The 14537-nt window shown below is 64.8% G+C and carries 13 protein-coding genes; 10 read left to right on the top strand and 3 right to left on the bottom strand.

The window, feature by feature from the left end; all coding sequences use genetic code 11:
• The first annotated feature begins 16 nt into the window (after window positions 1-16).
• The 6 genes from ACV7NQ_RS05535 (at window position 17) to ACV7NQ_RS05510 (ending at window position 8249) form a co-directional block, all read left to right on the top strand.
• Window positions 17-2320 (top strand): hydantoinase B/oxoprolinase family protein, encoded by a 2304-nt coding sequence (locus tag ACV7NQ_RS05535; RefSeq protein ID WP_463358618.1) that lies wholly within the window; start codon window positions 17-19, stop codon window positions 2318-2320.
• 76 nt (window positions 2321-2396) lie between these two features.
• The gene (locus ACV7NQ_RS05530) at window positions 2397-3212 is read left to right on the top strand and encodes a hypothetical protein (RefSeq protein ID WP_463358617.1); all 816 of its coding nucleotides are present in this window, start codon (window positions 2397-2399) and stop codon (window positions 3210-3212) included.
• Window positions 3209-4009, top strand: coding sequence for a CoA transferase subunit A (locus tag ACV7NQ_RS05525; protein ID WP_463358616.1), 801 nt, complete (start codon window positions 3209-3211; stop codon window positions 4007-4009). The genes ACV7NQ_RS05530 and ACV7NQ_RS05525 overlap by 4 nt, the downstream gene beginning before the upstream one ends.
• The gene (locus tag ACV7NQ_RS05520; RefSeq protein ID WP_463358615.1) at window positions 4009-4671 is read left to right on the top strand and encodes a 3-oxoacid CoA-transferase subunit B; all 663 of its coding nucleotides are present in this window, start codon (window positions 4009-4011) and stop codon (window positions 4669-4671) included. The genes ACV7NQ_RS05525 and ACV7NQ_RS05520 overlap by 1 nt, the downstream gene beginning before the upstream one ends.
• Window positions 4672-4792: 121 nt before the next feature.
• The gene (locus ACV7NQ_RS05515) at window positions 4793-6568 is read left to right on the top strand and encodes a hypothetical protein (RefSeq protein WP_463358614.1); all 1776 of its coding nucleotides are present in this window, start codon (window positions 4793-4795) and stop codon (window positions 6566-6568) included.
• 316 nt (window positions 6569-6884) lie between these two features.
• The gene (locus ACV7NQ_RS05510) at window positions 6885-8249 is read left to right on the top strand and encodes an ABC transporter substrate-binding protein (protein WP_463358613.1); all 1365 of its coding nucleotides are present in this window, start codon (window positions 6885-6887) and stop codon (window positions 8247-8249) included.
• Between the two features lie 119 nt (window positions 8250-8368).
• On the opposite strand, the gene ACV7NQ_RS05505 is transcribed toward ACV7NQ_RS05510, so the two are convergent.
• Window positions 8369-9208 carry an SDR family NAD(P)-dependent oxidoreductase gene (locus tag ACV7NQ_RS05505; protein WP_463358612.1) on the bottom strand — a complete coding sequence of 280 codons (840 nt, stop codon included), beginning with the start codon at window positions 9206-9208 and terminating at the stop codon, window positions 8369-8371.
• A gap of 68 nt (window positions 9209-9276) precedes the next feature.
• Here ACV7NQ_RS05505 and ACV7NQ_RS05500 point away from each other — a divergent pair, with 68 nt between their 5' ends.
• From ACV7NQ_RS05500 to ACV7NQ_RS05490, 3 genes are all read left to right on the top strand, one after another.
• A complete protein-coding gene (locus tag ACV7NQ_RS05500) occupies window positions 9277-9870 on the top strand; it encodes a TetR/AcrR family transcriptional regulator (protein WP_463358611.1) in 594 nt (197 codons plus the stop codon).
• A gap of 6 nt (window positions 9871-9876) precedes the next feature.
• On the top strand, window positions 9877-10110 hold the full coding sequence (locus ACV7NQ_RS05495) for a helix-turn-helix domain-containing protein (RefSeq protein WP_463358610.1): 234 nt from the start codon (window positions 9877-9879) through the stop codon (window positions 10108-10110).
• 193 nt (window positions 10111-10303) lie between these two features.
• Window positions 10304-11995, top strand: coding sequence for an IS1634 family transposase (locus ACV7NQ_RS05490; RefSeq protein WP_463357866.1), 1692 nt, complete (start codon window positions 10304-10306; stop codon window positions 11993-11995).
• A gap of 238 nt (window positions 11996-12233) precedes the next feature.
• On the opposite strand, the gene ACV7NQ_RS05485 is transcribed toward ACV7NQ_RS05490, so the two are convergent.
• On the bottom strand, window positions 12234-12614 hold the full coding sequence (locus ACV7NQ_RS05485) for a hypothetical protein (RefSeq protein ID WP_463358609.1): 381 nt from the start codon (window positions 12612-12614) through the stop codon (window positions 12234-12236).
• A 172-nt stretch (window positions 12615-12786) separates the two neighbouring features.
• Here ACV7NQ_RS05485 and ACV7NQ_RS05480 point away from each other — a divergent pair, with 172 nt between their 5' ends.
• Entirely contained in the window at window positions 12787-13077 is a 291-nt protein-coding gene (locus tag ACV7NQ_RS05480) for a Tn3 family transposase (protein WP_463358608.1), read from the top strand.
• Here the strand turns inward: ACV7NQ_RS05480 and ACV7NQ_RS05475 are convergent.
• On the bottom strand, window positions 13040-14536 hold the full coding sequence (locus ACV7NQ_RS05475) for a S1 RNA-binding domain-containing protein (protein ID WP_463358607.1): 1497 nt from the start codon (window positions 14534-14536) through the stop codon (window positions 13040-13042). The genes ACV7NQ_RS05480 and ACV7NQ_RS05475 overlap by 38 nt on opposite strands.
• Window position 14537 lies beyond the last annotated feature (1 nt).

The following is a 14537-nucleotide window of genomic DNA, read 5'->3' as shown; positions in this document are numbered from 1 at the left end:
GAAAACGAGAACCGACATGACTGCACTCGATGACCACCGCACCCACGCGCTGAACCCACAGGAACAGCAATGGGTCAACGACTTCATGGACGAAACCACGTTGTTCCTCGGCCCCGACCCACAAATCATGCGGTCGCACCAGATATCCGAGCGTTCGGATTTCGAGGAACTCTGCATCATCCAAGGCGTGGACCGGATCATGGTCGACCGCATCCGCAAACGCATCGCCGGCGCGCTCGACGAGGGCTACGAGATGTGCGAAGCCCAGGGCGCCGCGCCCGGTGCGAAATGGGGCGACCTGACCACGGCGATCTACACCGCCGCCGGTGACGTGTCCTATCTGTCTTGCCACGGTGTCATCGCGTTCTCCGCGATCCTGCACCATCCGATCCGGTACATCATGAAGTACTGGAAGGACGAACCCACCGTCGGAATCTACGAGGGTGACGGGTTCATCCACAACGACGCCCGATTCGGCAATATCCACAACACCGACCAGTCGATGATCATGCCGGTGTTCCGCGACGGAGAGCTCATCGCCTGGATCGCCGCCACCATTCACGAGGGCGAAAACGGCGCTTGCGAACCGGGCGGCATGCCGTCGGGGTCGGAGACACCGTTCGACGACGGCCTTCGCATGAGTCCGTTCAAGATCGTCGAAAAGGGACACCTGCGCCGCGATCTGCTGACGTTCCTGCAACATTCGGTGCGCGACCCCAAACTGCAGCTCGCCGATATGAAGGTCAAGATCGCCTCCGTGCGCCGGATCATGGAACGCATTCACAAGCTGATCGACGAGGTCGGCACCGCGGCGTTCGTCGCCGCGCTGCGCACCACGGTCGAAGATGTCGACGCCGAGGTCAGGCGCCGCATCACCGATCTGCCCGACGGGACTGTGCATTTCAACCAGTTCATGGACAGCACACTGAAGGAGAACATCCTCATCAAGATGTCGTGCAAGATCACGGTCAAGGGCGACAAGATGACCATCGATCTGCGTGGCACCGGCCCGGAAATCCTCAACCGGGCGATGAACTCGCCGTTGTGCTCGGTGAAGTCGATGATGATGCAGGCGATCCTCGGCCATTGGTGGCCCGACCTGCCGCGGTGCACGTCGGCGATGAGCTGCATCGATATCATCTCCGACGAGGGGACCTGGGCCGATGCCAGCTACGACGCGCCGATGGGGCAGTCGCTGCAGGCGTCCTTCCGCGGGTTCTCCGCGCTGCAGTCCAGCTGGGCCAAAATGCAGTTCTCGGTGCCGCAGAAGCACTCGAACGTGGTTGCCCCGTGGTTCAACCAGATCAACACCTTCCTCTGGGGCGGGGTCACCCAGCACGGCGACGTGGTCGGCAACCTGTGCGCCGATCTCAACGGAATGCCCGGTGGCGCACTGCCTTTCCGCGACGGTGAGGACGCCGTATCCCCGCTCTTCTGCGCGATGGCCGACATGGCCGAGCAGGAGGTCATGGAGGAGGAAGTGCCGTTCATGCAGCTGGTGTCCAAGCGGCTGGTCCGCGACAACATGGGCTTCGGCAAGTTCACCGGCGGCATGGGTTACGAGATGATCGTCGCCAGTGAGGGCAGCCCGCAATGGGGATTCATGACCGTGACCTCCGGGGCGAAGTTCTCCTCGGTGTACGGCCTGTTCGGCGGATACGGGTGCGGCACCTACCCGCTGGCGATGGTCAAGGGCGTCAACGTCTACGACGTGATCGGTTCCGAGCCCGGCAAATTCGATCTGTCGATCGAGAAGGTCATGAACGAGACGCCTTTCGACGGCGGCAAGTACAAGACCGCGCACATGGGCCTGCAGTTCGACCTGGCCAAGGACGGCGAGTTGTACATGATTGCCCAGGGGGCCGGGGGTGGATACGGTGACCCGCTCGAACGCGCACCCGAGGCAGTGATCACCGACGCCGAGCTGAACCGGATCAGCCGCACGGTCGCCGAGGACATCTTCGGCGTCGTCTACGACCCGGACACGTTCGTGCTCGACACCGCCGCCACCACCGCGCGCCGCGCCGACATCCGTGCCGACCGGCTGCGCCGTGGTCGCCCGTTCCAGGAGTTCGTCGACGAGTGGGTAACCGCCGAGCCGCCGCAGGACCTGCTCTACTACGGCTCCTGGGGTGACGACACCGACGAGATGACCGCCACGGTGTTCGATATCGACGGTCCCAAGCGGGTCACCGCGCCCCTGGGTGAGCTGCCGATCATCATGATGCCCGACCGCCGCGAAGTGGCCATCGCCCGGCTCGAGCAGCGGGTCCGGGAGCTGGAGGACAAGCACGGCGAGACCGTGACCCGCCGCAGCTGACCATCCCTACGACGGGCTCCGCGCGCCCCACACACGCGCGGCGCCCGTCCCGCACGCACGTCAGGAAAGAACTCCGATGCCCACCGAATTCGATGCGCTGGTCTCCAGCCCGCCCTCCGGCCGACAGACAGCGCTGCTGATCGACCACTCCGCCTACGGATCCCATCGACTGCTCGGCGGTGCGGCCGTGCCCTGGGAGGATCCCACCCGGTGCGCCGGCTACTTCCGGACTGCCCAAGCGTTGCTCTCCCCGGACGCCACACTGGCCGACGTGGGCGCGATCTACCGACGCCACCTCGCAACCCGGGCCGACCTGGGTGCGGCCATGGCAACTCGTTCCCGGGTCGGGTACGCGTTGAAGACTCTGCTGACCGACACCAAGGCCACCGACGCTGTCTTCGCCACCGTCGCCGTGCTGGCCGAAACCAGCAAGCAGCCATTGGTTCTGCAGGTGCCGTCTCCGGTCCACTGGTTGGTGCGGGCACACTACGACGCCGGACATCAAGACCCACCCGCCATCTCCTCCGACCACGCCGAATCGGCCTCCATCTACATCTCCGACTGGTTGCGGCGGTTCAGCGAACTGCCGGTGAGCTTGGTCCTGCTCGACGCACGCACCGACGAAACAGGCGTTCCGGCAGACGATCTCGCGGCCTACACGCCACTGTCGAACGCAGTCTCGCACTATCGATGGGCGCTGGCGCTGCTGGATCGAGACCGCATCCAGGTATTCGGCAGTCCCTTGGTCGGCGCTGTGGTGTCGCCGCAGTACTGGCACGGTCACGGCGAGGCCCCGGACGCGGACTTCTTGTACTCGACCATCCCCGCCGACGCCGATCCCGAGCTCGTGCTGGCGCGTGTGGACCTCACCACGGCAGGAGTGCATCTATGAACAAGGTTTTCGACGACGCCAGCACCGCGGTAGCCGACATCGCTGACGGTGCCTCGATCGCCGTCGGCGGATTCGGTCTGTGCGGAATTCCCCAGGTGCTGGTCGAGGCAGTCCATCGGGGCAGCGCGGGCGATCTCACGGTGGTGTCCAACAACTGCGGCACCGAAGGTATCGGTACCTCGATCCTGTTGGAAAGCAAACGAATCCGACGTCTGGTGGCCTCCTATGTAGGCGAGAACAAAGAACTCGAACGCCAATACCTGCAGGGCGAAGTCGAGATCGAGCTCACCCCGCAGGGCAGTCTGGCCGAGAAACTGCGGGCAGGCGGCTCCGGGATCGCCGCGTTCTACACCCGCACCGGCGTCGGCACCATGGTCTCCGACGGTGGACTGCCGCTGCGCCACCACCTCGACGGGCGGGTCGCCACCACCTCGGCACCCAAACCGACCGCGGAATTCACCGTCGACGGCGTCACCCACACGTTCGTCCTCGAGGAGGCCATTCGCACCGACTTCGCGCTTGTCCGCGCGTGGAAGGGCGACCGGCACGGCAATCTGGTGTTCAACAAGGCGGCCCGCAACTTCAACCCGGTCTGCGCGACCGCGGGACGAATCACCATCGCCGAGGTCGAGAACCTTGTCGAGCCAGGGGATATCGACCCCGACGAGGTCCATCTACCCGGCATCTACGTCCAGCGCATCGTGGCTCTCACGCCCGAGCAGGCCGAAACCAAGAGCATCGAGCGCCGCACTGTCCGCCTCGCACCCGAGCACACTTCAACAGAAGGGAGCCGGTGATGGCGCTGACCCGTGCGCAGATGGCCGCCCGCGCCGCGCTGGAACTACGCGACGGCGACTACGTCAACCTCGGCATCGGCTTACCGACCCTGATACCGAACTACCTCGACCCCGATATCTCCGTGATGCTGCAGTCGGAAAACGGGATCCTGGGCACCGGCCCGTACCCGTTCGAGGGCGACGAAGACCCCGATCTCATCAACGCGGGCAAGGAGACCGTGACGGTTCGGGCGGGGGCCAGCTTCTTCGACTCCGCGGCCAGCTTCGCCATGATCCGCTCCGGCAAGGTCGACGCCGCGGTCCTCGGCGCCATGCAGGTCTCCGCCCGCGGCGACATCAGCAACTGGATGATCCCCGGGAAAGTTGTCAAAGGCATGGGCGGCGCAATGGATCTCGTGCACGGCGCCGACAGAGTCGTCGTACTCATGGAGCACACCGCACGCAACGGCGACCACAAGATCCTCGTCGAGAACACCCTGCCCTACACCGGGAAAGGTGTCGTGGCGCGGATCATCACCGACCTCGCCGTTCTCGACGTCACCGACGACGGCCTCGTCGTGCGCGAACTCGCACCGGGCGTCACCGCCGCCGAAGTCCAGGAAAAGACCGGCGCCCCAGTAGCTTTCGACCTCACCGACCCAAAAGCGACTGAGGGTCCGTAGCGGGAGCGAAGCCGGCCGCGTCGTGAGACATTGTTCGGCCTCCCATGGACGGCAACAGCCGTGCCGACAGTGCGGATCGGTTCACCTAGGGTCGGTGCGACACCGAGCTTCAGGAGACGCAGTGCCCATTTCGCCTCCGGACCCGCTGATTTCGCTGGTAACCGTGGCGGCCGAACATATGGGTTACTCGTGCCGGGCAACCAACGTCGGCGAGGTGCAGTTCATCGGTCCGCGCGGCGACGGCCCGCACATCCTGTGGCTGGATAACCTGCGCCGTATCCTGGACCAGCGGCCACTCGACCAGTGGCCCGCGCTCATCACCGACTACGTCGGAACGTTCCTCGCAGAAGTCGATATGGAGTACGCGGATCCGCTCGACACCAACGAGTTTGCCACGGTCCGCGGGCTGCTCAGGACGCAGTTCGCGGCGGCCGACACCGACCCGGGCATCGACATCATCCGCCGCAACATCGCGCCGGGAATCATTCAGGTGGTGGTGATCGGTCAACTTCTCACCGCCGTGGCCGTCACTCCTGACATGCTCGTCCACTGGGAAATAGGCGCCCCCGCACTCTTCGACCTGGCCGAGTCGAACACTCGCGCAAATGGTCGCCTCGATATCGAGTGGCGGGGCTACAACGATGCCTACTTCGCCATCTTGAGCGGCTCGGACTTCGCCAGCACCCACGCACAGTGGCTCGGCCACTATCCGGTAATCGGAACGCACGGAGCACTTTTCGTCACATCCCACGAGGGCAGCGTTTACGCGCACCCGGTCGTCGGGCCGAACGCGCTGACGGCCATGATTCTGCTCGGCAAGGTGGCTGCCCACACCCATCGCAGCGAACCGCGGCCCATCGGCCCGGCGGTGTACTGGTGGAAAGACGGGGAAATCAGCCTGGCCGCCACCACCGAACTCGATGGCGACAACGTCGAGGTACACCCCACTCCGGAATTCGGGGCGCTACTGACCGATCTGGCGGTGACGTGCGAGTTCGGGGTGGTACCGGCCGGCGAAGTCGACAGCGCCCTCGACGCGCTCGAACGGTACCGGCAGATGTGCGTCGATCCGGACGACAGCGCGACACCGCCCGCCGTCGACGACCTCGTGGCCGAGATCAACCGCAACGGTGGCGCCGTCGGATTCGTTGCGGCCGTTGCGGATTCCCGCGGAGCTGTGTTGCGCACCTGGGGACCGAACCGGGGTCAGCACCTGCTTGCCGTGTTGAAGCTGACCAAGGACCGCGACCTCGCCGTGCTCGACGTCGAGACCGGGCACCTGTACGACCCCCGCGGGCACGTCGATGTCCGCGTGACCGTCGGTGACGGGAGGACCCTGCCTTATCTCACCGCCGCGCTGCTCGAGGACTTCGTGGTCGCTGCCGCTGACCCGGATGATCCGTTTCTGGTTGTCGCGCGCGCGGACGAGACATACATCCGAACGCGCCGTCACGAGTGGGTCTATGAAATAGAACACCGGGCCGGATCCGCTTCGGAACATTTCCGCGTATACACAGTGCGGCACACCGTGGTCCGTGACGTCATCTGGGCGTGGGCCTGCGGCGACCCATCATGGACGGTCGCCGTGCAATGGCGCCAGGTCGATCCCGAATCGCCCGGAATCGAGACAGCACCGGGGCTGGAAATCCTGCAGGACGAGCTGTCGTCCATGGCGTCCGGCATGACCGTCGACGGCCTCGCCCTCCTCGATACGTTTCTGGCGGTACGAGATACACCGATACCCCCGCTGGACCTTGCACCCCCGCTGGACCTTGCGATCGACCCGTCCGAGTTGCGCAAGCTGGCATCGTCACACACCGCGCAAGCACTGCCGATCGCTGAAGTCGAGGCAGCCGAAACGGTCGAGGCACCGGACGATCCGGATGGCGAGGCATAACGCGCAAAGCACCTCGAAGCTATCGAGCAACGATGTCATGGCTCGTCGGCACGCACGGCGGTAGCAGGATGCCTCTCGATCACCGCTGCCCAGAAAGTAAGAAAGCTCCAGAAATGGGTTAGGCCCGAGAACGCCAATAGCCTGCTGTGGCAGTACTTCTCGAAGGCAAGTGACGGCAAGTGACCTGTCCCAGCACGGCGGCGAGTTACGGTGCAGGGCGATTGCTGCAGGAGGACCTGCAGCCGATGCCGAGGTGGGCGGAACAGCCGGCCCCGGGATCGAGGCAACTGCCTCACTGGACACGAATGAGGAGAAAATGACCAACGGGTCTCATGACGGTATCTCCGGTGCTCGCGAGTGGTCGCGCCGGCGTCTGCTTCAAGGTGCCGCAGGCCTCGCCGGGTTGGCGGCTGTCGGGTCTGCCGTGCCCGCCTGCGCCGGTGCCCAGACGGCCGGCTCGGGCGGCGAGGTGAATGCGGCCGGCGTCACCCTTAAAGCGCTGGTCAACACCCCGCATCAGCGGGTGTACCAGACTGTCCTGGCTCCGGCCTGGAAGCAGATGACCGGCGGCACGCTGGAGGTGACAGCTGCCGCCTACAACGAGGTGACCAATGCTCAGATTCGCGACGTACAGAGCGGCGCGGGCGCATACGACCTTTTCGACTACCTCTACTTCGGGCTGGGTTCGCTGGCAGAGGCCGGTGCTCTGGTCGACCTGACGGACTGGATAGCTTCGCAGGATGACCTGGACACCAAGGATTACCTGCCGTCCATCTACGACCCGTACACCCTCTACAACAAGCGACGCTATGGCTTGCCGTATGACGGCGACCAGCAACTCGTGTACTACAACACGGAACTGTTCAACAAGTACAATCTCCAGCCGCCGACGACCTGGGATGAGTACGACGCCGCCGCGAAGAAGATAACCCAAGGCGGTGCCGGTGCATACTACGGGGCTGTGGTGCAGGGGCAGCCGGACCCGATCGTCCTTGGTTGCGCCTTCATCAACCGGCTCGTCGGGTACGGGGGCAGCCTGGTCGACGACTCCGGCAGGCCGGATCTCACCAGTGACGCCGCGATTGCCGCGGTCGAGCATTTGGTGAACATCAATCCGTATGCGCTGCCCACACCCTTGCAGGTGGGGTTGGATGCGGCCAACACCGCGTGGTTCAGTGGCAAGGTCGCATTGATCGAGAACTGGACGGGTTTGGCCCTGCGTTCCGCTGATCCCACTTTGTCGCAGGTCGCCGGCAAGTGGGGAGTGGTGGCTTTGCCTTTAGGCGGGGACAAGAAGGTACGCCGTACCCCCCTGGACACCGGTTACGGCATCGGTGTCTCCACTGCCTCGAAGAACAAGTCCGTGGCGTTGTCGTACATCAAGTGGGTGACGAGCGTCGACGCGATGCTGATGCAGACGACCGCACCGAACACCGCTATCGACCCCAACCGCGTCAGCGTGCTGAACTCTTCGGCCTATGCCGCTGCCACCCCCACGGCTGTCGACCTGATCCGGGCCGGGCTGCAAGGAAAGAAGCCCATGGCGTGGCCGAACGACGCCTATGCTCCGCAGAACCTGCAGACACTGGTCGACCAGATCGCCACGGTGATCAGGGGCGAGGCGGACGCCAAGACCGCCCTGAAGAAAGCGCAGGATTCCTGGCAGTCGAAGAAGCATTAGGCCAGTTCGGCCTGCTGATGAGGCGTGCGGCTCGGGTGCCACGGTGTGATATTTGTCGGGGCGGTGATGAACATCCAAAATTTCCCCGCGACTACTGGGACCCCTGATCGACGCGAGAGTCACCCGGCGGGCGCGACGGTGGTCTCCCATTCGTCCAATGCGGTGAGTTGGCTGGTCAGTTTGGCGCGGATTGCATTGACGGCGTCGAGCCCCAACGGCAGCCGCAGCGGCGGTGTGTCGGACTCGACAGCGGCGATGATCTGCTGTGCTGCCTGGTCGGGGTCGCCGTATGCGCTCGGGTCGAGCTGGGTCAGGCGCTTGCGCGCTGCCTCGACACTGGCGGTGTAATCAGGGTTTCGCACAGGCGTGATGCCCAGCGCCGCAACGAAACTCGTGCCGAACATGCCCGGCTCGACGATGGTGACATCAATGCCGAGGTGGGCGACTTCCCGGGCCAGGCCTTCGTTCATGCCCTCGACTGTGAACTTGGCAGCCGCATAGACGCCCAATCCCGGTGAGGGGGCGGCGACACCGGCCACCGACGAGATCTGCACGATGTGCCCGCGTTTCTGCTCGCGCAACACGGGCAAAGCTGCGCGAATCACGTTCAGCGAGCCGAACACATTCGTCTCGAAGATCTCGCGCACCGTGCTGTCGGGGATCTCCTCTATTGCGCCGAATATCCCGTAGCCGGCGTTGTTCACCACGACATCCAGGCGGCCGAACGTCTTCATCGTCTGCGCCACTGCCCGCCGTGCCTGCTCCTCGTCGGTGACATCCAGCTGTGTGGCGAGGACACGACCGGGATGTGCTGCCGCCAGTTCCTGCAAGGACTGCGATCGCGAGGGATTGCGAGCCGTCGCGACCACCCGACCACCGGAAGCCGCCACCGCTCGACTCACCGCATAGCCGAATCCCGACGAAGCGCCGGTTACCAGCCACACCCGACCGATGTCCATCATTAGTCTCCTCAGCACTACTATTTTTAATACTGATCGTATCGTATCCAAAAGGTTAGACTTGGGCCATGTCGAAGCCGAATGATGCGCGCGGGCCGGGACGGCCGCGCAGCGAGCGATCGCGCCGAGCGGTGCTCACCGCGGCACGGGAACTGCTGACCGACCGCGGGCTGCCCGGATTGAGCGTGGACGACATCGCTGCGCGTGCCGGGGTCAGCAAGAACACCATCTACCGGTGGTGGCCGACCAAGGCGGCGGTGTTGATGGATGCCTTCACCGACGCCTTCGCCGACCGGATGGAGGCTCCGGCTGACGGTGACGCCCTGACCCGGCTGCGGACTCAAGTCCGGCGCGTGGCGCAGTTGATGAACACCCCGGACGCCCGCCGTCCGTTCGTCGCCCTCGTCGCGGCGGCTCAGCACGATCCCGAACTCGCTGCCGCGCTACGCGAACGGTTCGTCGACAGCCGACGAGCCGAGGTGAGCCGACTCATCTCCACCGGGATCGGCAACGGCCACCTCCCCGCCGACCTCGACACCGACGTCATCATCGACCTGATCTACGGGGCCCTCTACTACCGGCTCCTCGTCAGCGGTGCACGAATCGACCCGGCATACGCTGACCGGCTTATCGAGGCGTTGGCCCCCATCCTCCAAACCTGAACCCCAGTGGCGGCTCCACCGCGCGAGGGTCTGCTGGTTCGGATTGCCGATCATCGGCCGGCCTGCAAGCCGCCCGCGCCAAGGGCCCGCCTCGGCGGGCGGCCCACCGTCATGGACGCCGACACACTCGCAGCCACACAAGCCCGCCACGCCAAAGGGCAAACCCCCACCCAGATCGCCAAGGCACTCCGCATCTCACGCGCCACGATCTACCGGCACCTGACCTCGGAATCAGCTTGAGGATGTCTCGCGGCTGAAGACCGGGGTTCCACAGTTGATGGCGGTTCTGGGTAGCAGGTTCGACCGTCGGCGCTGTTCAGGGTGTTGCGGTCTGGTGGAAGATCAGAAATCTGCTAGTGACACGAATTAGTGATGAAGTGATCTTTGTCATGCGTATATGACATTCTTCCCTGGTAGGCGCTAGGGTGCGGTCGTGTTCGTGAAGGCCTCGACCCGTAGAAACAAGGACGGCCGGGTGGTCCGGTATCTGCAGCTTGCCCACAACGAGTGGGACTCGGTGGCGGGGACGTCGCGGACGAAGGTGCTGTACTCGTTCGGGCGTGAGGATCAGCTGGATCGGGCCGGGATCGAGCGGCTGATCGGGTCGTTGTCGCGGCTGCTGGACCCGTCGGCGGCCGTGTCGGCCGCCGACCGGGGAGGGCTGGCGTTCACCGAGGCTCGCCCGTTGGGCGGCACGCATGTGCTTGACGGGTTGTGGCGGCAGTTGGGCATCGATGCCGCGATGCGGCAAGCCCTTCAAGGGCGTCGGATCGATCCGCGGGTGGAGCGGGTGCTGTTCGCTCTGACCGCCAACCGCGCCCTGGCCGCCTCCAGCAAGCTCGCCGCGACCGAATGGGTCGCCGCCGACGTGCACATCGACGGGCTCACCGAGGTGATCGACGAGACCTGCTATCGGGCGATGGATTGGCTGCTGGAAATCGAGCCCGTGCTGGCCGAGTCGATCTACTTCCGGGTCGCCGATCTGCTCAACCTTGAAGTGGATTTGCTTTTCTTCGACACCACCTCAACGTATTTCGAGACCGAGGACGCCGACATGCCGGACCCGCGCGACGCGCGCGGCGAGGTCACCGACGAGCAGAACGCGGTGCGTCACAGCGGGTTCCGTGCCTACGGCAAGTCCAAAGACTCCCGCGACGACCTGCCGCAGGTGGTGGTCGGGCTGGCGGTCACCCGCGACGGTATCCCGGTGCGGGTATGGTCGTGGCCGGGCAACACCACCGACACCACCCTGATCACCCAGGTCCGCAACGACATCCGGTCCTGGACGCTGTCGCGGGTGGTGTGGGTGTGCGACCGCGGATTCACCTCGACCGGCAATCGGCGCGAGTTGATGCGCGGCGGCGGGGGCTACATCATCGGTGAGAAGCTGCGCTCGGGCTCGGCCGAGGTGCAAGCCGCCCTGTCGCGGCAGGGACGCTACAAGACGGTGCGAGACAACCTGCAGGTCAAGGAAGTCCGCATCGGCAGCGACGACCGGTTCGTGCTGTGCTACAACCCCGATCAAGCCGACCGTGATGCCGCGATCCGCACCCGCCTGATCACCCAGCTGGAACAGATCATCGCCGACACCGACGAACTCCCGGCCACCGAACGCGCCAAGCTCGAAGGCCAACTGTCGGCCAAGCCCGGTCTCAAACGATTCCTGCGCGTTACCGGCAGCGGGCTGCTGCGCGTGAACAAGACCAAGATCGCCGAGGAGGAAAACCTCGACGGCAAGTACCTGCTGCGCTGCAGCGACCCACACCTGTCGGCCGAGGACATCGCACTGGGCTACAAGCAACTCCTCGAGGTCGAACGCGGCTGGCGAGACATGAAACAGGTCATCGACCTGCGTCCGGTCTACCACCGCCGCGAGGACCGAATCCGCGCACACGTGCTGCTGTGTTGGCTGGCGCTGTTACTCATCCGCGTCGCCGAGAACCGCACCCGACACACCTGGAACCGCATCCGCACCGAACTACAACGCGTCCAAGCCGTCACCTTCACCGGCCCCGCCGGCACCTTCCGGCAGACCACCGAACTGTCCAAGCCCCAACGCGACCTGTTCACCGCCCTCGCCGTCGACCAACCCAAGAAGATCCTCGATCTGACACCACCAGCCTGACCAGCCACGATCCGAGCGCCTAGTGACACACCCGTCACCAGGCCCATCACCATACCCGCAGGTCAAACCACCAAAACACCGACTAGACCATCAACTCAACTGTGGAACCCCGGGAAGAGCGGGATCACGCAGGGGATTCGAGACAAACCGGGGCGGCTATATTCGTCGGCCTTTCGTTGAAAGCCTTATCGCCAGTTTTCGCAAGATCGTTGGTCACGACCCGTCGTTTGCCCGCTGGTTACGCCACGGGGCCGAGGTCGCCTTCGATGACGGTCCGGATGATCCGGGGCCGGTTCCAAAGGGCTAGGAGTTCATTGGCGATGGCAACAATAGGCAAAGTGTCCTGGTTGCCGTGCACCGTGATAGCCGCAGCCGACAGGCTGCGCGGGACGGCTCCGGCGTCGAGGAGGACGCGCCATTCCTGTGGCCCGAGCTCAAGAAACTCCAGGCCGGTCAACTCGGCGATCTCGAGCGGGTCGGCGAGCGTACCGGGGTAAGCGGTGAGCGTCCGCAGACGCGGCAGCCCGGTGACAGGGGCAAGGCTGAGCGGCTCGTCGTCCCACACACCGATGGACAGGACCTCCAGGCCGGGGTGGGTGGCGGCCTCGATGCTGCTCATACTCCTGATATTGACGTGGGCTACAGCGGGCGGCTGGTCGTCGTGACGGCTGCCGTGGCGTCGGCTGGGCCGCTGCAACACTAGGTGGCTGGTGTTTTTCGTCTGGCGTTGACCGGCTGGGTGGGGCTCGAGTTGAATGACCGGGTGACGTTGGGACGGACACCGGGGCAGCGTGCTGTTCTACGGCAAGACCGGCGAACTCGCGAACAACAGCCGCGACGAGCAGGAACTCAGCGTGCTGTGCCTGCGGATCACCCAGGCGGCGCTGGTGTACATCAACACCCTTATGATCCAGGACCTGCGATGCCTTTGCTGGCAGGGTCATCGAGCACCGGCCCGACCTGGCGGATCCGCCCGTCGCGTCAGTTGGCTGAGGGAGGGTCCCGGCGTATTGGTTGGCCTGGCAGAAGTGGAGGTTGCTTTCGTCAGCTGGCTGCAATGGCCTGTTTGCGTGACAGGGTGATCCGGCGGCGTTTTGGGTCGACGTCGATGACTTTCACGTGGAGATCGTTGCCGACCTGGACGACGTCTTCGGGCTTGTCCACGTGTCCTGCGGCCAGTTCGGAGTTGTGCACCAGCCCTTCGAAGCCGTCTCGGCGGTCCTCGATACGGACGAATGCGCCGAACGGCATGAGCTTGGTGACGCGGCCGCGGACGATCTGGCCGACCTGCTGCACGATCTGCAGCATTGGATCCTCTTGCAGCGCCTTGAGCGACAGAGTCACACGTTCGCTCACCATGTCGACGTCGAGGATCTGTGCAGTGATCTCCTGGCCGACGGTGAGGATCTCGGAGGGGTGGTTGACGGGTCGCCAGGACAGTTCCGGAATGTTGATCATCGCGGTGAAGCCGCCGATGTCGACGAACGTCACCCCGAAGCCAGCGATCTTGCTGACGGTGCCGTTGCAGATCTGGCCTCGGTGCAGGGTCTTCAAGAACGCCCAGTCGTGGTCGCTCGGGGTCGGTTCGGTCCTCCACCGGGCCCGCAGGATGCCGTCGCTGTCGGGCAGCACGGCGGTGAACAGGGGGTGGCGTTCGTCGACGTCTAGGGAAAGCACGGTTGCGGCACGTGCGCCGGTGACCTGCGCTGCCAGTTCGGTGAACTGGGTCTCGTCGGCAATGGTGCTGGTGATCTGTCCGTGTTCGTCCTCCCAGACGAGTTCGATCAGGCCTTCGTCGGGGAGAGCAGCAAGGATCTCGTCGACGTCGGTGGACAGGTCTGGCCAGACGGTGAGTAGAGCACGAGGGGTGAGTTTGGCGCGTACTGCGCCGACAGTGTCGACGGTGAGGCTGTGCCAGCGGGACGCGTTGTGAATGTAGCCCTCTTCCACGATGGCAGCTTGGTGTGTGGCGATGCACCAGCGCAGCCGGGCCCAGAAGATGTCGTCGGCGGGTCGCTGTTCGCCGGGCTCGTCGTCGAAAACCGCATCGTAGGGGGATGTCTTGAGCCGTTCGGGAAACAGTCCCAATGCGCGGGTGCGGGACAACGCGCTTTCACAGGGCTCGCTGGTGCCGACGTAGACGTACTGGTCCCACCCGACGTGCACGGCGAACACGTCATCCACCTCCAGGCGGCACCAGGCGCCGTTGTCGCTAAGCATTGCTCGAACCAGTTCCAGGCCGACGGCCACCGGCACCTGCGCGCCGTCGTGGAAACCGGTGAGGTCGGGCGGGAAGAGCCCGGCCAGACCGTGGCCCTCGACCGCCGGTTCCAGGCCGAAGTGGACGAGGCCGGTGACCTGCGGTTCTCGTATAGTCAGCTGGTGGACGCCGGTGTTTTCGGCGAAGGCGGCCACCGCCCGCAGGTAGGCGGCTTCGACCGGCCCGTGGTCGCTGACCGATTCCTCGGCGCCGGTATATCTGCCGTGCTCGTCGCGGTCAGCGGGGTCGTACTTGGTGACCTGGTAGATGTAGGGCAGCACG

This window comes from Nocardia sp. Tas62D01 (assembly GCF_055232035.1).
Note: the sequence above shows the minus strand (reverse complement) of the source record. Positions and strands in the feature narration are given on the sequence as shown.